General features: G+C 58.6%; 24 protein-coding genes. 11 read left to right on the top strand and 13 right to left on the bottom strand.

The features are described 5' to 3' along the window. Positions 1–75 precede the first annotated feature (75 nt). The 12 genes from DESLA_RS0103580 to mfd form a co-directional block, all read right to left on the bottom strand. Positions 76–501 carry an acyl-CoA thioesterase gene (locus tag DESLA_RS0103580; protein WP_028571414.1) on the bottom strand — a complete coding sequence of 142 codons (426 nt, stop codon included), beginning with the start codon at positions 499–501 and terminating at the stop codon, positions 76–78. Between the two features lie 97 nt (positions 502–598). After that, positions 599–1,702, bottom strand: coding sequence for an MraY family glycosyltransferase (locus DESLA_RS18480; RefSeq protein ID WP_035261311.1), 1,104 nt, complete (start codon positions 1,700–1,702; stop codon positions 599–601). Positions 1,703–1,731: 29 nt separating this feature from the next. Beyond that, positions 1,732–2,715, bottom strand: a complete 984-nt coding sequence (locus tag DESLA_RS18475) for a UDP-glucose 4-epimerase family protein (protein ID WP_051434343.1) — start codon at positions 2,713–2,715, stop codon at positions 1,732–1,734. A gap of 262 nt (positions 2,716–2,977) precedes the next feature. Further along, complete coding sequence (rpsT, locus tag DESLA_RS0103565; protein ID WP_028571413.1) at positions 2,978–3,244, bottom strand: 30S ribosomal protein S20; 267 nt, start codon at positions 3,242–3,244, stop codon at positions 2,978–2,980. 239 nt (positions 3,245–3,483) lie between these two features. Then, a complete protein-coding gene (locus DESLA_RS22710; RefSeq protein ID WP_156932849.1) occupies positions 3,484–3,627 on the bottom strand; it encodes a hypothetical protein in 144 nt (47 codons plus the stop codon). Positions 3,628–3,646: 19 nt separating this feature from the next. Further along, positions 3,647–5,749: a glycine--tRNA ligase subunit beta gene (gene glyS, locus DESLA_RS0103550; RefSeq protein WP_028571412.1), complete on the bottom strand. Its 2,103-nt coding sequence runs from the start codon at positions 5,747–5,749 to the stop codon at positions 3,647–3,649. Then, the gene (glyQ, locus tag DESLA_RS18470; RefSeq protein ID WP_051434342.1) at positions 5,746–6,672 is read right to left on the bottom strand and encodes a glycine--tRNA ligase subunit alpha; all 927 of its coding nucleotides are present in this window, start codon (positions 6,670–6,672) and stop codon (positions 5,746–5,748) included. Before glyQ ends, glyS begins: the two co-directional genes overlap by 4 nt. Positions 6,673–6,721: 49 nt before the next feature. Continuing rightward, entirely contained in the window at positions 6,722–7,525 is an 804-nt protein-coding gene (recO, locus tag DESLA_RS0103540) for a DNA repair protein RecO (protein ID WP_028571411.1), read from the bottom strand. Positions 7,526–7,561: 36 nt separating this feature from the next. Then, positions 7,562–8,683, bottom strand: coding sequence for a helix-turn-helix domain-containing protein (locus DESLA_RS0103535; RefSeq protein WP_028571410.1), 1,122 nt, complete (start codon positions 8,681–8,683; stop codon positions 7,562–7,564). Positions 8,684–8,788: 105 nt separating this feature from the next. Next, on the bottom strand, positions 8,789–9,733 hold the full coding sequence (locus DESLA_RS18465; RefSeq protein WP_051434341.1) for a SurA N-terminal domain-containing protein: 945 nt from the start codon (positions 9,731–9,733) through the stop codon (positions 8,789–8,791). 194 nt (positions 9,734–9,927) lie between these two features. After that, positions 9,928–10,914 (bottom strand): peptidylprolyl isomerase, encoded by a 987-nt coding sequence (locus DESLA_RS18460; RefSeq protein WP_156932848.1) that lies wholly within the window; start codon positions 10,912–10,914, stop codon positions 9,928–9,930. A 5-nt stretch (positions 10,915–10,919) separates the two neighbouring features. Next, positions 10,920–14,438: a transcription-repair coupling factor gene (gene mfd / locus DESLA_RS0103520; protein ID WP_035261308.1), complete on the bottom strand. Its 3,519-nt coding sequence runs from the start codon at positions 14,436–14,438 to the stop codon at positions 10,920–10,922. Positions 14,439–14,886: 448 nt separating this feature from the next. Here mfd and DESLA_RS18455 point away from each other — a divergent pair, with 448 nt between their 5' ends. Beyond that, positions 14,887–15,144, top strand: a complete 258-nt coding sequence (locus tag DESLA_RS18455; RefSeq protein ID WP_051434339.1) for a hypothetical protein — start codon at positions 14,887–14,889, stop codon at positions 15,142–15,144. 124 nt (positions 15,145–15,268) lie between these two features. Here the strand turns inward: DESLA_RS18455 and DESLA_RS0103510 are convergent, their stop codons facing one another. Continuing rightward, on the bottom strand, positions 15,269–16,621 hold the full coding sequence (locus DESLA_RS0103510) for a UDP-glucose dehydrogenase family protein (RefSeq protein ID WP_028571408.1): 1,353 nt from the start codon (positions 16,619–16,621) through the stop codon (positions 15,269–15,271). A gap of 306 nt (positions 16,622–16,927) precedes the next feature. Between DESLA_RS0103510 and DESLA_RS0103505 the strand changes: the two genes are divergently transcribed. From DESLA_RS0103505 to DESLA_RS18440, 10 genes are all read left to right on the top strand, one after another. Next, positions 16,928–17,902: a D-2-hydroxyacid dehydrogenase gene (locus tag DESLA_RS0103505; RefSeq protein WP_028571407.1), complete on the top strand. Its 975-nt coding sequence runs from the start codon at positions 16,928–16,930 to the stop codon at positions 17,900–17,902. 53 nt (positions 17,903–17,955) lie between these two features. After that, positions 17,956–18,240 carry a glutaredoxin family protein gene (locus tag DESLA_RS18450; RefSeq protein WP_051434338.1) on the top strand — a complete coding sequence of 95 codons (285 nt, stop codon included), beginning with the start codon at positions 17,956–17,958 and terminating at the stop codon, positions 18,238–18,240. Further along, positions 18,237–18,569 (top strand): ferredoxin-thioredoxin reductase catalytic domain-containing protein, encoded by a 333-nt coding sequence (locus DESLA_RS0103495; protein ID WP_028571406.1) that lies wholly within the window; start codon positions 18,237–18,239, stop codon positions 18,567–18,569. The genes DESLA_RS18450 and DESLA_RS0103495 overlap by 4 nt, the downstream gene beginning before the upstream one ends. 27 nt (positions 18,570–18,596) lie before the next feature. Further along, a complete protein-coding gene (locus DESLA_RS22705) occupies positions 18,597–18,773 on the top strand; it encodes a hypothetical protein (RefSeq protein ID WP_156932847.1) in 177 nt (58 codons plus the stop codon). Between the two features lie 135 nt (positions 18,774–18,908). Further along, a complete protein-coding gene (locus tag DESLA_RS22210; protein WP_169732587.1) occupies positions 18,909–19,781 on the top strand; it encodes a glycosyltransferase family 2 protein in 873 nt (290 codons plus the stop codon). 346 nt (positions 19,782–20,127) lie between these two features. Then, positions 20,128–21,210, top strand: a complete 1,083-nt coding sequence (locus DESLA_RS18445; RefSeq protein ID WP_051434337.1) for a glycosyltransferase — start codon at positions 20,128–20,130, stop codon at positions 21,208–21,210. 55 nt (positions 21,211–21,265) lie between these two features. Further along, positions 21,266–21,712, top strand: a complete 447-nt coding sequence (locus tag DESLA_RS0103475) for a nucleotidyltransferase domain-containing protein (protein ID WP_169732586.1) — start codon at positions 21,266–21,268, stop codon at positions 21,710–21,712. Further along, a complete protein-coding gene (gene hepT, locus DESLA_RS0103470) occupies positions 21,709–22,161 on the top strand; it encodes a type VII toxin-antitoxin system HepT family RNase toxin (protein WP_028571404.1) in 453 nt (150 codons plus the stop codon). Before DESLA_RS0103475 ends, hepT begins: the two co-directional genes overlap by 4 nt. Before the next feature lie 97 nt (positions 22,162–22,258). Further along, the gene (locus DESLA_RS23105; RefSeq protein ID WP_028571403.1) at positions 22,259–22,852 is read left to right on the top strand and encodes a hypothetical protein; all 594 of its coding nucleotides are present in this window, start codon (positions 22,259–22,261) and stop codon (positions 22,850–22,852) included. A 4-nt stretch (positions 22,853–22,856) separates the two neighbouring features. Continuing rightward, on the top strand, positions 22,857–24,560 hold the full coding sequence (locus tag DESLA_RS18440; RefSeq protein WP_051434336.1) for a glycosyltransferase family 2 protein: 1,704 nt from the start codon (positions 22,857–22,859) through the stop codon (positions 24,558–24,560). Positions 24,561–24,563: the final 3 nt, after the last annotated feature.

Here is a 24,563-nt window from a genome sequence, read left to right as displayed (position 1 = left end):
AGAGTTTGAACTTTTTGCAGCGACGCAGCAATTGGGAGTTTTTCCACGGACTGCTATATTCCCCTCAATAATCAGTCACTGATTCTCCTTCTCCACAAAACGCGCCCTGATAACGTCTTCCACTTCCTTGGGAATTTCCGGCCTGCCCTGCTGGTTCAGGGCCGTGGCGGTGATTTTGGCCTTGAGCACGAGCTTTTGATCCGGCAGGCGGTGAATATCTTGGTAAAAGACCATTCGGAGCCGGGACTCCTTGACCAGACTCAGGCCGACGACAAAGGAATCTCCGCTGGTCAGGGCACTCTTGTAGTCGATTTCCGCCCGGACCACGACGAAATAAATGCCCATCATGGTATATTGCTTGAAGTCGATGCCCACGGACTTCATGCATTCATGGCGGACATGCTCAAGATAGTTCTGATAGACCGCGTTGTTCACAATCCCCTGCATGTCGCATTCATAGTCGCGAACGGACATTTCCAGGGTGAAGTCATGGTTCGTCATAAAATATTCCTTTTCAAGCAGAGATCGCTCCTACAAGGTAAGTGAAAGGGCTTGGCCAGTTCTTCATAACGTAGATATCCGAGCGTTTGCATCCGCGTCAAACGATTTCCACCCGGCCGGTTTGCGACAGCCGCCTTTCCATCCGCCCCACCAGCAACGCCAGGATAAGATAGATCAACGCCCAGAGCAGCAGGCCGGGTAAAACCCACACCGATTTCCCAAGCTGAATCAGGATCAAGCCTGATGATCCGGCGGCCAGCATCACGGCGTATTCGACCAGCACGGTTTTACGGTGCCCCCAACCCAACTGGACCAGGCGCTGATAATAATGGCTGCGATGGGCCTGCCAGATTCTTTCTCCGGCCAGCAGACGTCGCAGCAAGGTCACGGTGGCGTCCACGATGAATGGTGAAAAAACCAGTACCCCGGCCCAGAATGGAAACATCCCTCGGGCCTCGGCCCAAAGGATCAACGCCCCGGCCCAGAACCCCAGGGTGGAAGCCCCGGTGTCGCCCATGAAGATCCTGGCCGGAGGGAAGTTGAAGGCAAGGAAGCCCAGGCAGGCCAGGGCCGTGCTCCAACAGACCAGAGCATAACCGGACTCTCCGGCCAGCCAGCCGAACACCCCCAGAAAGCCGAACCCGATCAGCCCCATGCCCCCGGCAAAGCCGTCCATGCCGTCCATGAAATTGTAGAGATTGGTCATCCAGACCATGAAGAGGCCGGAAAAAAGTACGCCCGCAAGTCCCGGCCAGATCCAGCCCCAAGCCCCCAGATCCAGACCACGCAAGGCCAAGCCGCCGACCAGGACGACGCCCGTGGCCGCGACATGCACGGCAAACCGGGGGACCACTCCGACGCCTTTTTGGTCGTCGGCAAAGGAAATCAAGGCCACCAGGATCGCCCCGCCCAACGGCCAGAGCAGCTCCGGAAACGCTTCGCGGATCAGCGCGTCTTGCCCTCGCGCGCCCGGAACAAGCACGTCCATCACCAAGGCAACGACCATGCCGACGGCCAGACCGGCCAGGATGGCCAGCCCCCCGGTCCGGGGGACGGGGGTATGGTGCAGGGAACGCTCGTTGGGATGGTCCAGGATGCGCAACCGAGCTCTGCCGGACGCCAGGTAGGCGGTCAGGACCGCGCTGGAGAAGAGCGCCGCGAATAAGGGCGCGAGGAAAGACAGGCCGGGACCAAGGTTCATCTCAAAGTCAACTTTGCGTCAACATTGCGTCAAGCCGCCTTCGCGGCCATATACCAACGGGCCATATCCAGCAGGCCGTCTTCCAGGCTTTTGGCCGGGGTCCAGCCCAGTTCGCGCCGGATTTTTCCCGCGTCCACCTCAAGGGAACCGGTCAGCCGCCGAAATTCGGACTGTCGCCCGGCGACCTTGGCCGCCACCTCCATCCAGGCCACGGGCACGGAGAACAGCTTGGCCTTGCGGCCCATGCCCTCGGCCAGAGTTCGGACCAAATCACGAGACGAAATCGTTTCCGTGTCCGCCAGGAGATAGGTTCCGGTCGTCGCATGAGAGACGCACAGACTCAGCGCGGAGCAGAGGTTCTCCAACCCGAGCATGCTTCGCGTGTTCCGAACCGCGCCCAGGGGCAAGGTCCGACCTTGGCGGATGCCGTCCATCAGGCGCAACAGGTTGCCCTTGACCCCGGGGCCGTGCACCAGGGGCGGACGGAGAATCGTCACTTCCAGGCCACTGGCGGCGGATGCCTCGGCCAGGACCTGTTCGGCTTCCCATTTGGTAATCCCGTAAGGGTCCTCGGGCCCGGGCGGATCGTCTTCGGTAAAGGGGCGGCCATGGGTCTGCTCCCCGTTGACCTTGACCGAGCTGGCGAAGACCACCCTCCCCACGCCGCTTTTCGCGGCCTGGCGAGCCAGATTCTCCGTGCCGTCCAGGTTCACCACCCGATAGGCGCTCAGAGCCTTGGCCTTGTCCTGAATCCTGTGCGCCCGCCCAGCCAGATGCACCACGACCCGGACCCCGTCCAGGGCTTCGGACCAGTCCGTTTCCCCGTCAATATCGCCCACCTCGACGATGTCCTCGTCGCCCACGCCTTCCGCCGCCAAAGGCGGGACGTCGTCCAAAACGCTCCGAGTGCGCACGGCGGCGCGGACCGCATGGCCCTGGTCTCGCAAAGCAGAACACAGCGTCCGCCCCACGAAACCGTTCGCCCCGGTGACCAATATCCGCTTCTCCATCATGAATTCTCCAATCCGTCAGAGGTGTGCGTTTCGCGCTGAAAATCCAACTGCTATTGCTCATAAACTCCAGGCAGCCAATGCTATAGAGGGCATCCTGCCTGCCCAATAACCCATCCTGTATCAGGCACAGCCACCATCCCTTACCCGTTCATACCGTCTTTGCAAACCGCCGACTCGGACCTCCGGCGAGGGAACGCCAAACGAAAAAAGCCCGTCACGGCAATCGCGCGACGGGCTTCATGACGAAAAAACAAAAGAGTGATCAGTCTTTCAACGTATTGACCGCCAGGGTCAGGCGGGACACCTTTCGGGCCGCGCAACCCCAGTGAATAACTTTTTTTCCGGCGGCCTTGTCCAAAACGGTGGTGGCCTGGGCCAATTGGGCCTGAGCTTGTTCCAAATCCTTCTGCTCCACGGCCTGACGAACCGCCTTCATGGCATTCTTGATCCGGGTCTTGGTCGCCTTATTGCGGGCCTGAGCCTTCAGGCTCTGCCGGTGCCGCTTGAGTGCCGATGCATGATTAGCCAATGTCTTTCCTCCTCAAAGAATAGAATCGATAAAATTGAATATGGGCGGCACGTTGTGCCTTTCGGGTCGTCTCGCTTGGCAAAAAAGAGATACCTACGCAAAAGAGCGCCGAGTTGTCAAGGAATTTCGTTCACGGGTCAGGGCGGATTTGCTCTCCATCCTCATTCGCTATCACTGAATCGGTATCGAAATCGAAATCGTGATCGAAATCGAACTTCATGTCCAAGAAGATGACAAAATCACGAGGTGATGCACAGCATTTCCATTCCGATTTCGATACCGATTTCGATACCGATTTCGATACCGATTTCGATACCGATTTCGATAGCGATTTCGATAGCGATTTCGATAGCGATTTCGATGAGAACAAATCCCTGGTTCACAGGGCAGCAGTTTCAGCCGCTAAACCTGTAAGGCCGGAAAGTCGGCAAGCACGTCAAACCGGTCCACGAGAGACTTGAGCAGGTTCAGGCGGTTGATCCGTAACTCCGTCTCCGGACACATGACCATGACATTGTCGAACAGGTCGTCCACGAAGGGCTTGATCTCCAGGAGCAAGGCCAGCATGTCCGCGTACCGATCCTGGGCCGCCATCTCCTCCCAGCGGGGGATGATGGCTTGCCAGGCCTCGGCAAGAGCCTTTTCCTGAGGCTCGACGAGCAAGGCTTTGTCGCAAGCGCCGCTGAGACTCGAGCCGTCGGCATTATCCGCGGCTTGCTTCCGGATGATGTTCGCGGCCCGCTTGAAGGTCTGCACCGAGGCCGTGAATTCCGGCTCCTTGCTGAAGCGCAGCAACGCCTCGACCTTGGCCCGCAGAGCCCAGACATCCGCGAACCCGGCCCCAACAGCGGCGTCCACGATCCGGGTGGGATAGCCCTGACCCTGGAAATAGGCTTTCAGGCGTTGGCCGAAAAAATCCATCAGCTTGGCCCGGCTCTCTCCGGGTGCGACTTTCCAGGCAATCGGGCCATAGGTTTCCTGGGCGTCCGCCAGCAGCTGCTCCAGGTCCAGGCGCAGACCGTGTTCCATGATGATCCGACAAATCCCCAGGGCGGCCCGGCGCAGGGCGTAAGGATCGTTGGCCCCGGTGGGGGTCATCTCCAGACCGAAGCATCCCGTGAGGGTGTCGGCCTTGTCCGCCATGGCCAGCAACGCACCCAGGCGGGAGGTAGGAACCGGGCTGTCCGGGCCGGCGGGCAGATACTGCTCGGCCACGGCCTGGGCCACAAGGTCCGCTTCACCCTGCCGACGGGCGTAGATTCCGCCCATGGTCCCTTGTAATTCAGCGAACTCCTTGACCATCTCCGATACCAGATCCATTTTGGCCAAAAGCCCGGCTCGAGCGGCCTGCTCCCGGCTCTCGGGCAGAAATGTCTTGGCCAGAACCCCGGTCAAACGCTCCAATCGTCGGCACTTGTCCCCCATGCTTCCCAACGGCGCCAAAAAGACGACGTTCTCCAACATGTTCAGCCATGTCGCGGAGGAAGCCCGACAGTCGGCACGAAAAAAGAACCGGGCGTCTTCGAGCCGAGCCCGTAGCACCCGCTCCCAGCCCTTGCGCACCAACCGTTCGTCCTTGGGCCGCAGGTTGATTACGGTCAGAAAATTAGGCAGCAGGTTACCGGACGCGTCCTCCACGCCGAAACTCTTCTGGTGCTGTTCCATGCTGGTCAGCAAGACTTCTCGAGGCAGTTCCAGGTAGGAGGGGTCAAAGCCGGCCAGCACGGGCACTGGATGCTCCACGAGCTGGGTCACTTCATCCAACAATCGATCCTTCCAGACGATCCGCGCCCCGCGTCCGGCGGCCAAGTCGTCGCCTTGCGCAATGACGGTCTTCCGTCGGACGGCGCTCTCCAGGACGACTTGTCCCTGATCCGCCAAAATCGAAAAAAACTCCCCGGCCTCCCGGACGTTCCACGGACCTCGCCCCATGACCCGGTGCCCGTAGGTCATGCGGTCCGCAACGACGCCGGCGTACCGGACATCCACCACGTCCGCTCCCAGCAGGCAGAGTATCCAGCGCAACGGGCGCCCGAAAGCCGTGTCCCCGTCGGCCCAGCGCATTTTTTTGGGAAAGGTCAGACCGGCGATGATGTCGGCCAACAGCCCGGGCAGAATGTCCGTGCCGCGACCGCCGCCCACCTGCTTGCGTACCGCGGCGTAGGCCCCTTTCGGGGTTTCGTGGGCGAACAGCTGAGAGGGCTCCACCCCGTGTCCCGAAGCAAACCCCAAGGCCGGCTTCAGAGGCTGGCCGTCCGGACCAAAGGCGGCCTTCCAGGGGGGGCCGATAAACAGTTCCTCCATCACCTGCTGGTGCTGGTCCATGCTCGGGCAGAACACGGTCAACCGCCTGGGCGTCGAGGCGGTCCGCACCGGAGCGGCCTGAATCCGGGCCGTTTCCAGAGCTTGGGTCAGGTCCGCGGCCAATTGCCGTTCCAGAGGCGCAAGAAAGCCGGCCGGCATTTCCTCGGTCCCCAGTTCCAGAATAAACGGCACGCTGCTCATGACGCACCTCCGGATGTATCGGGCTGAACCTCTGGCCGTGAACCGGGCTGGCCCGCGGGAGTGAGCATGGGCAGGCCCAGTTCTTCACGCTGGGCCGCGTACAGCCTGGCCACCCGGGAGGCCAGCTTGCGCACCCGGGCGATATACCCTGTCCGTTCCGTGATGGATATGGCTCCTCGCGCATCCAGTAAGTTGAAAGTGTGTGAACACTTCAAGCAATAGTCATAAGCCGGCCAGGGCAGGCCGGCCTCGCCCAAACGGGTGCTTTCCGCCTCGTACATCTCGAAAAGGCGGGCCAACATATCCGCGTCCGCGGCCTCGAAATTGTATCGGGAGTGCTCCACCTCGCCTTGATGATGCACCTGGCCGTAGGTGACGGTCTGGTTCCATTGCAGGTCGTAGACCGATTCCTTTTCCTGGAGATACATGGCCAACCGCTCCAGGCCGTAGGTGATTTCCACGCTGATCGGCTTCAGGTCGATGCCCCCGACCTGCTGAAAATAGGTGAACTGGGTCACCTCCATCCCATTGAGCCAGACTTCCCAGCCCAGCCCCCAGGCCCCCAGCGTGGGAGACTCCCAGTCGTCCTCCACGAACCGGATATCGTGCTCATCGGCCCGGATGCCCAGGACGGCCAAACTTTCCAGGTACATTTCCTGAATGCGGTTGGGCGACGGCTTCATGATTACCTGGAACTGGTAATAGTGCTGCAAACGGTTTGGATTCTCGCCGTACCGGCCGTCCGTGGGCCTGCGGGAAGGCTCCACGTAGGCCACGTTCCAGGGTTCCGGCCCGATGACCCGCAAGAAGGTGGCCGGGTTAAACGTCCCCGCCCCCACTTCAATGTCGTAGGGCTGCTGCACCACGCACCCCCGTTGCCCCCAATAGGTTTGCAAGGCGAAAATAATGTCTTGAAAATACATTACGGTTCCTGATTTGAAAGAGTTTCGAAAAAACAATCTACTACGGCCTTCACTCCGTGACGAACCGACCGTTGCGCCAGCGCAGGCCGAGATGACGTCGCACGTACCCGTCCACCATCTGGAACAGCTCGCCTCGCGCACTCGGGGACATGGACAGGGCCGCCCATTGTCGGGGCCCGCTGGAAGACAGGCTGTTCAGGATGGAACGGGTTTCCGGTCCGATCCGGAGTTGGTGCCCGCCCGCCGGGGGACAGTGGGCGCAATATATCCCGCCTGTCTCCATGGCCAAGGTCATCCGGGGGCGATCAAGCCTCTTTACGTTTTGTGGCTCGACAGGCCGCTCTCCGCATTGCGGCTCAGCCATCGCACGTCCGCAAACCGAGCACGTGCTCAGCTCCGGAGCATACCCCTGGGTGAAGCATATCTTGGCCCGAAAAAGCTGCGCGAACACCGGAGGAACGTCCTCGGCCTGATTCAGGACGTCCAAGGTTTCCAACAGCAGCCCATGAATCGTCGAGGCTTCCTCGGAACTGATCCGCAAGGCCTGGACGAATTGCAGGCAATTCGCCGCCAGCCCGACCCGGCTCGCATCGTGACGCAACCGGGAAAATCCGCGCAGCAGGGTCGCTTCCTCCAGCACATGGCGATCCTTGGCAGGAAAAAAGCGCACCTTGAACAGCACGCTGTTCAAGGCGTCCAGACAGCCGCAAAAGCGGCGTCGACTCTTGGCTCCACCGAAGGCCATGGCCGTGACCATTCCCAGATTCGGAGAAAAAAAACGAACCCAGCAGTCGATCTCACGAAACCGGCCGACTTTGAAAATCAGGCCTTCGCCGGTCCACTCCCGGTACACGACGCGCCCTTACGACGAAACCACGTGGGACGCTTGTCAGGGAAAACGCAGGGACATGACTTCACCGGAGCGAGCCGAGAAGGGCCACGGGTTCCCGTCCATATACAGAACCACTCCACCGGCATTGCCCAAACGGACTTCCAGGGTGTTTTCAAACGTAATAACGAATCGTTCCCCGGGTCGTAAAAATGCTTCCCGAGGGCGAGCGCCGTCGGCTTGAGCGGAGAGCCAACAATTTTCCGTGGCCCGAATTTCCAATGTCTTCTCGACTCCCGCCGGAGTAAGCGCAGGTTCTTGAGCAACCCGAGCCTCCTCTGGACGTCGCTCTTGGGGCAAGGCCCCGGTTTGAGCCGTTTCACCCGTGGATTCAGGTGTGCTTGCGGGAGCCGGATCAGGCGTTGGAGGGGATTCCGGAGTCGTTCCCGGGGGAGTCGCAGAGGGAGTTTCTTGGGGAGTTTCCTGGGGTGGCTCCGCGACGGACGGAGTTCGAGGCCCGGTTTCAGGGACCGGACGATCCGGAATCGCGTCTTCTATCGTCTGGGACTCCAACTCCGGCAACCCGGCGTCTTCCGGAGTCTCGCTGATTGGTTCCTCGGCCAAGGAAGGAAACGCCAGGGACCCAGGTTCGGTTCCAATTCCAAGATCGCCTTCTCTCGCAAAGGGTTCCCCGTGAGGCGCGGGGCCAAGGAACGGCTCCGATCCGGGACGACCGGTGCTCACGGATGAAACGTCTTCAGGGGCGTCGCTGGAAAATAATCCGCGAATATCATCCTTGAAAAACCAGACCCCGGACCCGATGAGCGCCAGGAGCAACAGTACTCCAACGACAATACCGACAAACCGCGGCCAGCCCTCCCGCACGGCCGGCAGTTTCTCGGCATCGGCCAAAACCAGATCATCATAATCCGACTCGTCTTTGGAAACATAAATCTGGGCCAGGGTGTTGCCCATTTTATCCGCGTCCATCCCCAAAAACCGCGCGTAATTCTTGACGAATCCCTTGGCATAGACCGGATGCGGCAGGGCCTGTTCGTTCCCCTCTTCAATGGCCATCAAGTTCATCCGACTGATCTTGGTCTTGTCCATCACGTCCGCGATTTCCAAGCCCTGCCGGAGACGCTCTTCTTGCAGCAGTCGCCCGAATTCCTTCAGATCCATAGTGTTCTCCAAAACAGCGTATCCGTTTTCAGTGCCTGGCCTTCACCGTGATCCACCGAGACATGAGCGCGGCCGCGCCGGAAATAACCGCATTATGATGAACAGCTAGAGCCGAACATCGATCAAGGCCCTGTTCCGCAAATTTTCCATATAGATATCATATCGCTCATCCAGGAGCGGTTCCATCAACATCTCGCGGATTTGCTCCTCCACGTCGGCCAGGGTCTTCAATTCGCCGGCTTCCTCTTCCAGCAACTTGATTACGGCCGGGCGGTCCTGGATCAGAACAACCGAGGAAACGTCCCCAACACGCAATGGTTCCACGGCCCCACGCCAGTTCGGTGACAAATCTCCCCAGGCGAACATTCCCATGTCTCCGCCTTGCTCCGCTCCGGGGCCTCTGGAATATCGTCCCGCGGCCTCGCCGAAGGACAGCTCTCCAGCCTGAATCCGGGCCAGGATCTCCTCGGCCAGAGTCTGGGAGTCGAACAGGATCAGACCGAGACGAACCCGACGTTGCTGAGCGAATTCTTCTTTGTTGGCCTCGTAAAAGGCCCGAACCTCATCCGAAGTGACCACGACCTTGCGGCGGACCATGAAGCCCAGCAACCGATGTCGAAGCATTTCATCCCGCAACCGGCGCTCGTACTGCTCCCGGTTCAACCCTTGAAGCGTCAACTGCTCCTGAAACTGAAGCTCGCTCAACCCCGCCCGCTCGCGCAATTGCCGCGCCTGGGTCTGGACCTCCAGGTCCGTCACGGCGATTTCCAGGCGTTGAGCCTCCTGGCGCAACAGAACCTCGTCGATCATTCGATCCAAGAGTTGGCGCTTAGCGTCCAGAAGCATGCGTTTCTCCGCCTCGCCCAGGTCCTGGCCCTGGAACTGCTCCACAAAAGGCCGATAACGCTGATTCAGTTCAAACAAGGTTATGACGTCACCGTTGACCACGGCGACGATCCGATCCACCACGTCTCGGGCCGAAGCAGGCCCGGCGGTTGCCGACAAAAAGAAGACAGCACCCAGGATCACAAGCTGCCAAAAATATCGCATTCCGTTTCTCCAATCAGAGACTTCAATTCAAAAAAAGGAACTATTCAGCACACCCTGGAAAAAGCCTCATTCCGACCCTGGATACCCTTCGCGGGCATGACTGATTCGGAGGCGACAGAGTAAAACGTCATTCCCGCGAACGCGGGAATCCAGTCCGCTCTCGGACGGATGAGCTGAATAATTGCAAAAAAGAGTCATTCCCGTGCCAGTAGTTGATGGTTGACCTGAATGCTGGCGGATTGCAATGCTTCCGCGAGCCAAGCGTCAAAGGCATCCCGAAGCTTGCTCTCAAGCAGAATCCGCTCCACCAGTGGATAGGCCTGGGCCGGATCGACGATTCTGCCCTCGGTGCGCTCCAACAAGACCAAAACTTGATATCCTTCCGGGTTGCGCGACAAAATATTCGTCGCCTCTCTGGGCTCCAAGCCGGACAACAGGGCCTGCCAGTCTCCGGGGATGTTGTCCTCCCGCAAGGCATAGGCATGCACGTCCACCCTGTCGAAACGCTTCCCCAGCACGTCGGGATCAGGCTCGGTGGCGGAGAGGTCCAGCACCTTCTTCACCAAATCCCGTTCCTGACCTTGGATCAGCAGAAACCGCACCCGAGGTTGAAGATAAAAGTCGGCGATATGTTCCCGATAATAGGCGTCCACTTCCAGATAATCAATGGATATGGAAGGCCGCAGCACCTTCTGGACCAGTTTTTCCTGATTCAGCCCGGCCCGAAGCTGCTCCCGCCATCGATCCAGATGGATATACTCCTCGATCAGCATCTGCTCGAAAGCCCCTTCCGGATAATCGGCCCGGACCACCATCTCCGCCGCCGCCACGTCCTCGTCGGTCACGGCCAGACCCTGATCAACCAGATACCCGGCCACCAAGCGCTGGACCAGGATTTCGGTCAGCACCGTGCCGTACTCTTCTTGCAGGCGGTGCAAGGAGTCCACCTGGTGCGTCATGCCCGCCAGATACTTCAGATCATGCACGGCCTCAACTTCGGAAAGCAGCACGGGCTCTCCGTTAATCCGAGCCACGACGCCCTGTTCATCGAATGGCGCGGAGCATCCCGACACCAAGGTGAACAGCAAGACCAGGCCCAAACAAACAGTCAGGGCGGCAGCCGGAAAAACAGCCGGTCCTTTGGTTTGGAAAGCGCTGGGCCACAAGGAATATTGACGCATGGAGATCATGAGGAAGCGGGACGTGACGGCTTCAGCTCGGAAAGCAGGGCCGTGGCTTGTTGCAAATGTCTATAGTTAGCCGCCTTGTCCGCAAAGCGCAACTCCACCCGGTTTGGGGGGAGCAGCCTTGCCTGGTCCTGGTGTTGAAGGACCCAGGGGACGATGGCGTCCAGGACGGCGTCCGCCCCACCTGAGTCGCCGACCCCGTCCTTTCTCCCGTTGGTCCCATCCGGCCAGACCACGACCACTTTGCCCGGCAGCAGATCGGCCTTGACCGCTTTCAGGGAGGACAGCAGCCGTTTCAGCCGGACGACTTCCTCAAAAGTCCGCAGTTCCTCGGGAAAATTTCCAAATCGATCCTTGATTTCCCCCTCGATCTCCAGAGCCGCCTCATCCGTGGCCGCCGAGGACAAGGCCTTGTAGAAATGCAGTCGGTCCCGGGCCTCGGGGATGTAGTCTTCCGGAATATGCGCCGGGTAAAGGACGTTCATTTCGGTCTGGGCATCCTCCCGGGGGGCTTCGCCCTTGAGTCGCCGGACTTCGTTCTCCAGCATTTCCAGAAACAACTCCAGCCCGACCTTGGAAATGGTCCCGGACTGGGTCTCGCCCAGGATGTTCCCGGCCCCGCGCAGCCGCAGATCCTCCATGGCCACGAAAAAACCCGCGCCCAGATAATCCATGTCCAGGATGACTTGCAACCGCTTGCGGGTGGATTCCGGCAGGCCGTCCAGGTTGTTCACTACGAAATAGGCAAAGGCCTGGCGTTCGCTGCGGCCCACCCGACCCCGTAGTTGATAGAGCTGTCCCAGCCCGAACATCTGGGCTTGGTCCACGATCAGGGTGTTGGCCCGGGGAAAGTCCAAGCCGGATTCGATGATTGCGGTGCAAACCAGGATGTCCAACTCGCCGTGCCAGAACTTGTGCATGGCCTCCTCCAGCATGGTCGGGCTCATCTGACCGTGGGCCATGCCGATCCGAGCCTCCGGGGCCAGGGAGCGCACGTATTCCACCACCTGCTCCAGCCCCTGGACCCGGTTATGCACCCAGAACACCTGTCCGCCGCGTTCCAGTTCCTGGGCCAACGCCTGGCGAAGCATTCCCGGGTCGCGTTCCAGAAGAAAGGTCTGCACCGGCTTGCGATCCACGGGCGGGGTCTCGATCACGCTCAGGGAACGAATTCCGGAAAGAGAAAGTTGGAGGGTTCGGGGAATAGGCGTGGCCGTGAGGGTCAGCACGTCCACGTTCTTGCGCAGTTTCTTGAGCTTTTCCTTGTGCTTGACCCCGAAACGCTGTTCCTCGTCCAGGATCAGCAGGCCCAGGTTGGGCAGATGCACGTCGTCGGAGATCAGCCGGTGGGTGCCGATGAGGATGTCCACCCGGCCCCGTGCCGCGGCCTCGAGAATCTGCTTCTGGCGGACCCTGGGCACGAACCGGCTGAGCATGGCCACCTGGACCGGAAAATGTTCCATGCGCATCCGGAAATTCTGGTAGTGCTGCTCGGCCAGGATCGTGGTCGGGCAGAGCAGGGCCACCTGCTTGCCGTCCATTACCGCCCGGAAGGCTGAGCGCATGGCCACCTCGGTCTTGCCGAAGCCCACGTCTCCGCAAACCAAGCGGTCCATGGGCTGGGGCAGATCCATGTCCGCCAGCACGTCGTCGATGGCCCGGGACTGGTCCGGAGTCTCCTCGTACCCAAAGGAGGCCTCGAAATCCCGATACATCTCGTTCATCGGACTGTAGGCGTAGCCCTTGGCAATCCGCCGATAGGCATAAATTTCCACCAGATCCTGGGCGATCTGCTCGATGGCCTTGCGCGCCCGCTCCTTGGTCTTGGCCCACTGCGCCCCGCCCAGCCGATCCAGACTCGGTGACGCACTCTCGGGGCCTTTGTAACGCTGAACCAGATTCAAGCGGTCCACGGGCAGATACAGCTTGTCCTCTCCGGCGTACTCGATCAGCAGATAATCGTTGGCCGCGTCCCCGATCCGGACCCGGTGCAACCCGTCGAAGCGGCCCAGGCCGTAATCCCGGTGCACCAGCAAATCCCCGGAAGACAACTCGTCAAAGGAATCCAGCCCGGAAAAGCCTTTTTTGTGGGCTTGGCGGGCCGGGCCTTTTTTTTCGTCGGGCTGGAGCACATCCTCGGCCAAAAGCAGCAGGCCGTTCCATTCCAGGTCCAGCCCCTTGCGCAGGGAGGAGCGAACCAGGGCCACCCCCTGGCCTTGGGGATCGAAGGATTCATTAAAGGAAATACCTTCTTCGGCCAGCCGCTTGCCGAACCGCTTCCGGGAATGATCCGAATGAAAGGAGATCAACACCTGGGGCCGCTCATCCCGCCACGTGCGCAGGGCCTGCACCAGCGTGCTCCAGGGGCGTTGCCGGGCCTCGGGACGCCAGAACAGTTCCTGGAACGAGCCGAAAGTCTTTTCCGGCAGGTCGACGCCTTGGCGATCCACGCCGATGAGCAGATCCTCGAAAACCATCTGGCGCTGGTTGTGCCACGCCAATCTGGCCGAGGACGCGGGCTGAATCACGTTGGTCCGCAGCCAACGAACCTCGGCCTCGCAGTCGTTCTCCCGTGCGGCCTCTTCAAGAAAAGCCTGCCAGGCCCACTCGCCTTCCTCCAACCGCGGTCGCAGTTGGGACGACCCGGAAAGCAGAAACGTGGTGTTCTCGGGTATCCATTGGTTCAGAGTCGAGAACCGCTCGTAGTACACCCCCGGCGCCATCCGCCCGTCCCCGCGCTCCAAAGCCCGCAGCAAGGCCCCGTGGCCGCGGTCCGAGACCTCACCGGTGGCATCGAAACGCTGCCAGCAGGCCTGGGCCCGGGACATGGACTCCGGGCTCAGCAGGGCCGGAGCCACCGGCAGAATGATCGCGTCCGGGACGTCCGCCATGGAGCGCTGACGCAAGGGTTCGAACAGACGCATGCTTTCCAGGTGCTCACCGAAAAACTCCATCCGCAACGGGATCTCAAAGCCCGGAGGGAACACGTCCAGGATGTCGCCGCGCCGGGCCGTCTCGCCAACGGCGCCAACCATGGACGACCGCCGGTAGCCCCAGGAAATCAGCTGCTCCAGGATCAGGTCCGGGGAAATTTCCTCGCCCACGCTCAGGTGCAAAAACGCGTTCTCCACTTCCTCCCGGGGCGGCCACTTGGGCAGAAAATTTTCCACGCTCAGCACCAGGCCAAAGGGCCGCACAGCAACGTGCAGCGCGAACAGGGTCAACCACCGTCGGCTCCAGGCGTTCGGGTCCGCATGCAACGGGTCCTCGGGCGGATAGGCGGGCAAGGAGAACCAGCGCCGCTTCCAGAACAAGTCATGCTCGTCCCGGGAAAACAGCCGGACCAGAGCCTCCATTTCCGGAACCTGCTTGGCCTCCGGGACCACCAGCACCACGTTTCGCCCTTTGGCCAACAAGGCTTCGGCCAGGTAGGCCTGGGTCGCCGGACCGCTTTTATGAATGGACAGCGCGTCCTTGCGTCCGCGCAGAAACTCCTGAACGTCTTTGGTCAAATACACGAACCGTCACCTCGCCTCATCATTACCATCCCCACCTCACCATCCAATCCGACCCTCTATCAGTCCGTTGAAAAACTCCCAATTGCTGCGTCGCTGCAAAAAGTTCAAACTCTCACGTATGAATAAATACGCTTCGACCTTGAACTTTTTTTGCTCCTTGCACTTGGGGTTTTTGAACGGACTGCCGGATAAGGACTTTTTCAACACTCAGCTATGCAGGGTAACCTACTTCACGATTATCACAAATGTATCCCGATTGGATCGGCATCACAATCGATATCGATTTCGATTTCGATATGATAGCGCGTTGGAAACGGGAGCAAACCTGCCCTGACCTTTCCCCACATCCGGTTGCAAAAATCTCCCAGTTCATTACAACTGCGCCCTGTCGCGATTCGGGAGCGTCGCCGCGCGCCCGGCAAAACCCCACCGGAGGTCATCCAGCAGCATGGCTTATTACCACGAACACTCCGCCGTATCGGTATCCTTGGACGAACACGTCAAGATGCTCGGCGATGAGGATCTTTTGGATTTTTGGGAAGAGAGCCAATTCATGGAAGGATTCTTTCACGAACACGACATCTACCCGGCACTACCGGCGGAAAACTACGAACGGCTCATCCTGCAGGAACTGCAACTGCGTTTCTGCCAGCGAGGCCAACCCTTCGCCACTCAACCGCGCATCGAAACGCCCTGCCCCTTCTGACCCTGCCATACTGACCCTTTCCGGGTGTTCCTTTCCCGGTACACGCATCATATAAAAACACGCATCGTAGGGGCACGGCGCGCCGTGCCCCTACGATGCGTGCGTTGCTCCCCTCAGCAGAGTTCTACGCCGCGGCCTTGCCCGCCGAATGCCCTCGGCCGATGCAGACGTACTCCAGATCGAAGCGCTTCAGAAATTCCGGATCATACAGATTGCGGCCGTCAAAAATAATCGGCTCGGTCAGGGTCTGACGTATCCGCTGAAAATCCGGATTGCGGAACTGGTTCCACTCCGTGGCCACGGCCAGCACGTCCGCGCCGTCCAGCACTTCGTACTGGCTGGCATGAAAGGATACCAACGGATTATCCGCCAGGACCTCGCGAGCCTTTTCCCCCGCCGCCGGGTCAAAGGCCCGGACCCGCATCCCGGCCGAGGTCAATTCCGCGATCAGCTCCAGGGCCGGAGCCTCCCGGATGTCGTCCGTGTTCGGCTTGAAGGCCACGCCCCATAGGGCCAGGGTCTTGTCCCGCACCCCGCCTTGCTGGGCGAAGTAAGCGGAAATCTTGTCCACCAGGCTCCGCTTCTGGCGCATGTTCAAGCCGTCCACTGCCTTGAGCACCCCGGGTTCGTAGCCGCTGCTCACGGCCGTGTCGATCAGGGCGCGGACATCCTTGGGAAAGCAGGATCCGCCGTACCCCAAACCGGGGTAGATGAAATGCCGACCAATGCGTGAATCCGAACCGATGCCCATGCGCACATCATTGACGTCCGCGCCGACCCGGTCGCAGATATTGGCGATTTCGTTAATGAACGAAATCTTGGTGGCCAGCATGCAGTTGGCGGCGTATTTGGTCATCTCCGAACTGCGTACGCCCATGATGATCAGCTTTTCCCGACTGCGGGCAAAAGGCGCGTACAGGGCCTTGAGCAGCTCGGCTACCCGGACGTTGTCCGTGCCCACCACCACCCGGTCCGGCTTCATGAAATCGTTGACCGCGTCGCCTTCCTTGAGAAATTCCGGATTGGAGACCACGTCGAACTCGATGCTCACCCCGCGAGCCTGCTGTTCTTCCAGGATCAGCGCCCGCACCTGATCGGCCGTACCCACCGGGACCGTGGATTTGTTCACCACGACCTTGTACTCCCGCATCTGTCTGCCCACGTCCCGGGCCACCTGATGAACGAAGCGCAGATCGCAGCTTCCGTCGGGGCGGGAAGGGGTCCCCACGCAAATCATCACGAACAAGGCCGAATCCAGACCATCGGTCAAGTCCGTGGTGAACCGCAATCGGCCCTGCTCCGTGTTCCGCTGCACGATCTCTTCCAACCCCGGCTCGAAGATATGGATTTTGCCCTGGGTCAGGTTCTTCACGATTTCCGGATTCACGTCCACGCAAACCACGTTGTTGCCCATTTCCGCGAAACACGCCGCCGTGACCAACCCGACGTATCCCGTGCCGACAATACATAGATTCATGACGAATTGATCTCCTTCACAAAATGTTGTTCCTTGCATCCATGGCAATCGCGCCAAGTGCGACGCTCTCTTACCGCTCCCGCATACCGGGCACAACCCCCAGGTATTGAAGACGGCTCCCGGGGATGTCATTTTTCAACAACATTTTCCTATTCATATGAAAGGGTTGATCTGGTTTCATCATTAATGCTTGATATTCATCATTCATCAGTGGTAGCCATCACGGGACGCCGAACACCAGCGGAACTCCAATTTCCCAATTCGCTTCACCCAATACGTCCTGAAGACCCTTTCTGGAGATCGCTTATGAACATCGTCGTGCTGGACGGCAAGACCATCAATCCCGGCGACAATCCCTGGACGCACCTGGAGGCCTTGGGCACGGTGACGGTCCATGACCGGACCGCCGCCGGGGACATCCTGCCCAGGGCCCTGTCCGCGGACATTCTCTTGACCAACAAGACCCCACTGCGGGCGGATACTCTGGCCAAGCTGGACTCATTGCGGTTCATCGCCGTGATGGCCACGGGCTACGATGTGGTGGACCTGGACGCCGCATCGGCGCGCGGCGTTCCCGTCTCCAACGTGCCCAGCTACGCCGCCAAGTCCGTGGCCCAGTTCGTCCTGGCCCTGATCCTGGAACACTGCCACCGGGTTGCCCTGCACGACCGGGAGGTCCGGGCCGGGGCATGGGCCAAGGCCGGGGACTTCTGCTTTTGGAAGACCCCGCAGATCGAACTCTCCGGGCTGAAAATGGGCATCGTCGGCTTTGGCCGCACCGGACGCCTGGTGGCCGAACTGGCCCACGCCCTGGGCATGGACATCCTGGTCTACACCCCTCGGATCAGGGAAACGCCTTCTTACAAGCCCTTTGCCTGGAAGGCCTTGGAAGACGTGTTCGCGGAAGCGGACGTAATCAGCCTGCATTGCCCCCTGAAGCCTGACAATGTCGGCTTCGTCGACAAGACCTTGCTGGCCCGGATGAAAAAAACGGCCTTTTTCATCAATACGGCCCGAGGTGCTCTGGTCAACGAGACCGACTTGGCCGAAGCCCTGAACAACGAATCCTTGGGCGGGGCCGCGGTGGACGTGGTCTCCGAAGAGCCCATCCGTCCTGACAACCCGCTGCTCTCCGCCAAGAACTGCCTCATCACCCCGCACATGGCCTGGGCCAGCCTGAGTTCCCGCAAGCGGCTCCTGGACGCAACGGTGGAAAACATCAAGGCCTTTCTGTCAGGTCGGCCCACCAACGTCGTCAATCAACCCGCTTCATCCGAATAACGCCGGGACTTGCCCAACACGATTTTCCCACAACCCCAAACAAGGAGCCCCACATGCCTGCCCCCATACGCGTCTACGCCCTGAGCACCTGCATTCACTGCAAGCGGGCCAAGGAATTTCTGGACCAATGCGGCGCGGAATACACCCCGGTGCATCTGGACTGGATGACCGGCCAGGAACGCACCGACGCCCTGACTGAAATGAAACAGTACAATCCGGCCCAGAGCTTCCCGACCATCCTTATCGGCGACTCGGTGATCGTCGGCTTCAAAAAGGAAGAAATCGAAAAAGCCCTGGGCATCGATCCAGCTCAGGCCAAGGAGCCGTCCGCATCATGAGTGCCGACCAAAATGCCGCCCGGCTTTACGAAACCTTGCGCAAGATCCAGGAGCCCAAGGGCTATTTCTTCAACAAGGACAAGGAAATGGTCTTGGAGCTGATGGCATCCCTGCTGACCAACAAGGACCGCCACGGCTACATGGTCTGCCCCTGCCGCCTGGCTTCCGGAGATCGAAACCAGGACAAGGACATCATCTGTCCTTGCGTCTACCGGGAACCGGACGTCAAGGAGTACGGCAGCTGCTACTGCGGCCTGTACGTCTCCCGGGAGTGGAACGAAGACCTGATTCCCCACGAGTACGTGCCGGAACGGCGCTCCCCGGCTTGACGACCATTTGACCGATTTTTCCCCGAAATGTCCGTACGCGCCCTGGCCCAAGAACTCTATGCCCTGGAACGGAAGGTGGAACGCCTGCGCCATGAACTGGAGCAGGCCCCACCTCCCCGCAGGGAAGAGATCGACCTGGAACTGCTCCGGGCCACCGCGGAGCGGGATCGTTTGCGGGCGGCGCTTAAGACAAAAAAAGGATGATCCCGAGAAGGCCACAAATGCCTTCTGGCTTATCTTTTTCGCGGCCTTGCGGCTCAACAGATTTAGCATTTTAGCCTATAATTACTCTGCAAATACACCTGTGTGATCAATATTTGTATTTTGATGGTATATTCGTTGAAATCAAAAATTTTTTCACCAGATGTCACATTGGTGACATATACCTACAACGACCACTGTCTAGTTGACGATTTGCTTGAAAGCATAGATTCATGGACTCTGCAACCTTCTCAAATCATAGTCGTTGACGATGGTTCCATTCGGAGCTATTGGACTGATAAAGCAACCGTCATCAGGCTTTCAAGCAATCATGGATTTGCAGATGCAAAACAGGCTGGTATTTCAGCTGTCACAGGAAAATTTGTTCTTTCTTTAGATTGCGATATACGTTTAAATTCAGAATGGTTATACAAAAATATACAATTTTCTGCTCGTCAAGATATCGGCATCGTCACTTCTGGAATAACCTACTTCTTCAACGAAACTATTGTTGATAGATACATAAAATTTTACATAAGATATCCAGCAACTGAATATCCAAAAAAATTGAACAACGGAGGAGCATGGCTCTTTCGGAAAGATGTCTGGAATAGTTCTGGAGGATTCAGCAATTTCAAAGGTGTACTGGCAGAAGACATATGGTTCTCTCAAGAAATTTATCAAAGAGGCTACAAGCTTTTCTCAAACAAGCATGTTCAAGCATTTGAACTTCGACGTTACAATAGATACACAGCTGTAAACAGAATATGGAAAGGTCAATGGAAAAGCTTCCGAGAGCAGCTGAATGAGGATTCACCGTTTAGAGACACCCTTAGTTTTCTCTTGGCGACATTTAAATTGAGAATAAATAATGAGCATTACATAAATGAATTTGCATACCTTGATATTCTTTTATTCGTATATGCAACAATTGACACACTGAAAATAATAAGCAAAAATTCTGAAAAAAATCAAATTGCTCTGTTTTTCTTTCAACATTTACAAATATAATTTCAGAATATCCAAAAATTCAATACTTCATCAATCATGACACTCTAGAAATGTCAAAAATTGAAGAATATCAAAAAAAATACAATATTTCACATTACCCACTTGAAGTATATTGCATGGAATTCATTTCTTTCTTTTCAAAAAATGTACTAAACACAATTGAACAAAAAACTCTTCAAATAATACTAAGCGAGCACGAATCAATTAAATCAAGCTTCAGCAGTTATGACAAGCTATAATAGATGCCAAAAACAAAATTACTTCTTTCCCGGCCCTGTTGGGACTTTCTCGTGAAACCTCCATTCCGTTTCCAAGGTTACACATTTCTTTCTGTTCCAAATCACATATGACCAACAACGTCAGAGACTCCAGCCCTCCCACCCTGCTCTGGTTCGGTGCGGCTTTCTTCTCCGGCGCCCTTTCCGACGCTGGCTGGGTCACGACGATCAAGCGGCAATACCAGCCCGCAGCGGTCTCCTGGCGTGAGCTGTTCGCGGATCTGCCAAGCCCGCCCGACGTGCTGGTGATCGCCGACTACAGCGGCCCCCCGCCCCTGCTGGACCCGCATACCTGCCCCAGCCTGACCGTGCTCTACAGCGTGGACTCGCACATCCACTCCTGGCATCCGTTGTACGCCCAGGCCTTTGATCTTTGCCTTGTCAGCCTGCGGGACCATCTGCCCCGCTTTACCGGAAGGTTTTTGGACGCGAACCGGACACTGTGGACACCGCCGTTTGTCCCGGACACTCTCCAACCCGCGCCCAAGAACCAAATCTGGGACGCCCTGTTCGTGGGCAAGGTCGACGCCACCTTGACGCCCAGACGCCACGCGGCCCTGCAAGCCCTCAGGCAGGAACTTCCAGGCCTGGAAGTCCGCCAGGGCAAATTTCAGGAACTGTTCCCCCAGGCCAAAGTCGTCCTCAACTTCTGCGACCTGAACGACCTGAACTTCCGGGTCGTGGAGGCCCTGGCCTGCGGCAGCACCCTGCTCACCCCGCGCATCGGCCACGGCCAGGACGATCTGTTTTGCCACGGCGAGAACCTCTGGCTTTACGACCAATCGCCGGACGGAAACGACGTCGCGGACCTGCTCCACCAGCTTCGTCGCCTCCTGGCCGACGACGCGCTCCGCGCCCGCCTGGCCCGCAACGGCCAGGCCAAGGTCAACGCCGACCACCGGGCCTCCCACCGCGCCGCAGCCTTCACCAACCGGCTGCGCGAACACGACTGGTCCGCCCTGATCGCCAATCGCCTACGGGCATCCACGGCCATCCATTGTGACATCCTTCGGCCGTTGTTTCTGCATCTCAGCGACTCTTTGCCTCCGGGACATCCACTGCGACAGGCCTATTACCATGCCGCCGAGAAAACCCCACCGGCTCTCCGACAAAATACCTCAGGATTATTGCAGAAACCCATTCCCAAATAATGACTCAGCATCCTGCTCCGCAGGATAACGCGGTCCAAAAGAAAGTTGTACGGCCATGAACTGTCATGAACGCATATCCCCTCCGCGCACAGCCAAGCTTGCGGTCTTGTGTCGAGAGCATAGCATCTCCGCATTATATGCCTTCGGAAGCAGAGCCAAGGAGGCCGCTGACTGGTTGGAAAACAACATCCAGGACATGGCCGCGTCCACGTCGGATCTTGACCTGGGAGCCCTGCCTGAGTCGGGAATCCGGCTGCCGATACGGCGCGTCGTGAACCTGACCATTGACCTGGAAGACCTTTTCGGAGTCCATCGCGTGGACTTGGTCATTCTGCCGCAAGCACCGCCTTTTCTGGCCTCCAACATTGTCCAGGGTGAACGGTTGTTTACTACGGACGAGGACCAGGCGGACGAGTACGACCTCTACATTCTGCGCCGGGCCGGCGACCTGCTTCCCCTGCACAGAGAACGAGTCAACCTCATTCTCGGAGGCCAAGCATGACCAGTGGGCATCTTTCCCGTCGCGTCGTTACCGATCGTATCCAGTGGGTCCAAAGTATGCTCCAGAGTATTCGGAACATGCCGATTCACGATCCAATGCAGTTCCACACGGACCCGCGCAATGCACTGGCCTGCGAGTCGTGCTTGCGTAGAGCCCTGAAAGCCCTTCTGGATCTGGGCAGACACATCCTGACCAAACAGTTCGCTATCGCAGTGGAAGAGTACAAAGAGATCGGGCCAGCATTGGCCAAGCACGGCGTCATTTCCAATGATCTGGCGGACCAATTCCGGACATTAGCAGGCTATCGCAACCGGATGGTCCATTTTTACCACGAGGTATCGAACGTTGAAATCCAGGACATCTGCGCCAACCACTTGGAAGACCTGGAGATGGTGCTTGAGGCCCTGCGTTGCTGGCTTTCGTCGGTTCTCGAGTCTCCGCGACCATAAGCGTCAAGAGGCATCTGATCCTCTGTATCAATACGACACGCCGCAGCCGAAATAAACTCATCGACTTTTTTACTCCTTCCAAATCAGGAGAACCGTCATGGGCATTTATGACACCGTCCACTTCCCCCAGCCGCTGACCTGCACGGCCTGCCAAGCCCGGATCACCTCCACCCAGACCAAGGCCTTTGAAAATATCCTGGGGGATTTCCGCATCGGCGATTGCATCGGGCATGCCGAAGAACTACGCATCGTGCGCGAGGGGCTGTACTGCAACGCTTGCCGGACTCTCAACCAACAGTCCGTTTATTTCGTCGTGTATCGGGGCATACTGACGGATATTGCCCACGATTTGGCCGAGGCGGAAAGGCATCTGCGATCATTCTCTTTTGAGCGACTTTTACTGTGGTACCATGACCAGTACGCCAAGCGCATCCGGGAACGAGCGCGGCGTCATGAGGTGGAACGCTTCCTGCGGGATACACACGAATGGTTCACAAAAGGATTTGACCAGCATCATCCGGAAGAAAGCAGTTTCCGAAGCCTCATTTTCCTCCACAATCGCGACATCCTGGAGCAAAGCGCCACCCCTCTGGAAGCAATCCAGGCTTTTCTGCAACAGCGCGAGGAGGCGGACCGGCAACGGGAACAAAACACCCACCCCGCCTCCTTGCCCCAGCCCAACGGAGAGTGAACCAATGCCCCAGGCTTCAACAGGGCGTACCGCGCCCCCCGCGTTCTGGAATAGGCTGCCCGAACCACTCCAGGACAATCTTCTGCTGGGCAGCGTGGGCAAGCTGCATCTGGTCACCATGGCCGAACAGGCCCTGAATCAGGCGGTTTCCGGAGCGTCTCCGGCCCAGGCCTCGTTTTGCGTTTCCCTCGGTTTGGACATGCTGCTTGCGGCATGGGAGGAGGATCCGCTGGACGGGCAACTTGCCGGGCAGTTGTTGATGCTGCAGCAAAAAATTCCCGGCCTCCCCGAACATTTGATCGACATATTCCGCTATGTGGCCCAAAAGTGGCAACCACCGAAACAGAACACCTACTATGCACACCTGGTCCAGCGCCGGGAAACGCAAAAGATGTGCCGTTTTCTGGAACAAATGCTCGGCAAGGATCAAGAAAATCTCTACTGGTGGCAGCAGGCGCTCATGGTGGGGCCGTACGAGCAGGAATGGGCATGGATCGAGGACTGCATGAACCGTCTTTGGCCTGCGGCCATGCCTTTGCTGGGCCAACGCATCCGGGCCGAGCTACGGATATTGCAAGGGCTCCCGGTTTCAGACCGAATGCTGGACACGGCACAGGAAATCGCCATGTCCTCGGCCTGCGGGCAGCGCTTGCTGGGCGACTTGGCCTATACAGAGGGCAACCGGGATCAGGCCTTCCATCACTGGCGGCAAACCCTGCGTCAGCGCCCGTGGCAGACCGGCCTGATTTTGAAGATGCACGACGCCTTGCTTGGCGTGGATCAACAACGGACAATCCTACCGGGCAGAACCATGATCCTGCTCTATTCCTTCAACAAGGCCGAGGAACTGGCCGTGACCCTGGACAGCCTCCAGGCCACGAAGCTGCACGGTGCCAGGGTGGCGGTTCTGGACAACGCCAGTACGGATCAGACGCCGGACCTGCTCCGAGGTTGGCAGGACCGGCTCGGCCCGGAGCGCTTTCAGGTAATCTCCTTGCCCGTAAACGTGGGCGCTCCGGCGGCCCGCAACTGGCTGATGCATCTGCCGGAATGCCGCGAGGCGGACTGGCTGGTCTATCTGGACGACGACGTCAGCCTGCCGGAAGACTGGCTGGAACGGCTGGGAGCGGCTTGCGAGGCCTACCCCGAAGCCGGAGTCTGGGGCTGCAAGGTGGTGGACTTTCACAACCCGACCTCCATCCAAAGCGCGGATCTGCACGTGCGCGAATTGAAGCCCACGGACCGTCCGGACGCCTCGGAAGGTTGGACCTCCTTCAGGCTGTCCAACCTGCATCATCAGGTTCTTGATCAGGGTCAGTTCAGCTACTTGCGGCCCTGCTCCTCGGTAACCGGCTGCTGCCACCTCTTTGCCCGGGACGTGCTGCTGGAATGCGGCGACTTTGACCTGCGCTTCTCGCCATCGCAATTCGACGACCTGGATCACGACCTGCGGCTGGGCCTGAACGGCCGTCCGGCGGTCTATTCCGGCCACCTCGAAATCGGACACCTGAAACGCACCGGCCGGGCGACCCTGAACAACACACAGCAATATGGCAGCGCCATGGCCAACGAGTACAAGCTGCACCATAAGTACGCTCCGGAGCAAGTGGAGCAAATCGCGGCCCTGGACCGCGCCGCGACCCAGGAAGACCTGCTGGCCAAGGTCCGAACCATGGCCGAACACGGCGACCTGCAAGAATGGATGTGAACG

This window comes from Desulfonatronum lacustre DSM 10312, from assembly GCF_000519265.1.
In the GTDB taxonomy this organism is placed as follows: Bacteria; Desulfobacterota; Desulfovibrionia; order Desulfovibrionales; family Desulfonatronaceae; genus Desulfonatronum; species Desulfonatronum lacustre.
This window is presented reverse-complemented; position numbering and strand designations above follow the sequence as displayed.

Excerpts from the sequence above, each read along its gene's own strand:
- DESLA_RS18475 (WP_051434343.1), bottom strand. The coding sequence starts at position 2,715 with ATGATGGAGAAGCGGATATTGGTCACCGGGGCGAACGGTTTCGTGGGG.
- DESLA_RS0103510 (WP_028571408.1), bottom strand. The coding sequence starts at position 16,621 with ATGAATCTATGTATTGTCGGCACGGGATACGTCGGGTTGGTCACGGCG.
- DESLA_RS0103475 (WP_169732586.1), top strand. The coding sequence starts at position 21,266 with ATGAACTGTCATGAACGCATATCCCCTCCGCGCACAGCCAAGCTTGCG.
- DESLA_RS18480 (WP_035261311.1), bottom strand. The coding sequence starts at position 1,702 with ATGAACCTTGGTCCCGGCCTGTCTTTCCTCGCGCCCTTATTCGCGGCG.
- DESLA_RS0103495 (WP_028571406.1), top strand. The coding sequence starts at position 18,237 with ATGAGTGCCGACCAAAATGCCGCCCGGCTTTACGAAACCTTGCGCAAG.
- DESLA_RS0103505 (WP_028571407.1), top strand. The coding sequence starts at position 16,928 with ATGAACATCGTCGTGCTGGACGGCAAGACCATCAATCCCGGCGACAAT.
- DESLA_RS0103580 (WP_028571414.1), bottom strand. The coding sequence starts at position 501 with ATGACGAACCATGACTTCACCCTGGAAATGTCCGTTCGCGACTATGAA.
- DESLA_RS0103535 (WP_028571410.1), bottom strand. The coding sequence starts at position 8,683 with ATGGATCTGAAGGAATTCGGGCGACTGCTGCAAGAAGAGCGTCTCCGG.
- glyS (WP_028571412.1), bottom strand. The coding sequence starts at position 5,749 with ATGAGCAGCGTGCCGTTTATTCTGGAACTGGGGACCGAGGAAATGCCG.
- glyQ (WP_051434342.1), bottom strand. The coding sequence starts at position 6,672 with ATGTATTTTCAAGACATTATTTTCGCCTTGCAAACCTATTGGGGGCAA.
- DESLA_RS23105 (WP_028571403.1), top strand. The coding sequence starts at position 22,259 with ATGGGCATTTATGACACCGTCCACTTCCCCCAGCCGCTGACCTGCACG.
- DESLA_RS18465 (WP_051434341.1), bottom strand. The coding sequence starts at position 9,733 with ATGCGATATTTTTGGCAGCTTGTGATCCTGGGTGCTGTCTTCTTTTTG.
- DESLA_RS22705 (WP_156932847.1), top strand. The coding sequence starts at position 18,597 with ATGTCCGTACGCGCCCTGGCCCAAGAACTCTATGCCCTGGAACGGAAG.
- DESLA_RS18460 (WP_156932848.1), bottom strand. The coding sequence starts at position 10,914 with ATGCGTCAATATTCCTTGTGGCCCAGCGCTTTCCAAACCAAAGGACCG.
- hepT (WP_028571404.1), top strand. The coding sequence starts at position 21,709 with ATGACCAGTGGGCATCTTTCCCGTCGCGTCGTTACCGATCGTATCCAG.
- DESLA_RS18440 (WP_051434336.1), top strand. The coding sequence starts at position 22,857 with ATGCCCCAGGCTTCAACAGGGCGTACCGCGCCCCCCGCGTTCTGGAAT.
- DESLA_RS18445 (WP_051434337.1), top strand. The coding sequence starts at position 20,128 with ATGACCAACAACGTCAGAGACTCCAGCCCTCCCACCCTGCTCTGGTTC.
- DESLA_RS18455 (WP_051434339.1), top strand. The coding sequence starts at position 14,887 with ATGGCTTATTACCACGAACACTCCGCCGTATCGGTATCCTTGGACGAA.
- DESLA_RS18450 (WP_051434338.1), top strand. The coding sequence starts at position 17,956 with ATGCCTGCCCCCATACGCGTCTACGCCCTGAGCACCTGCATTCACTGC.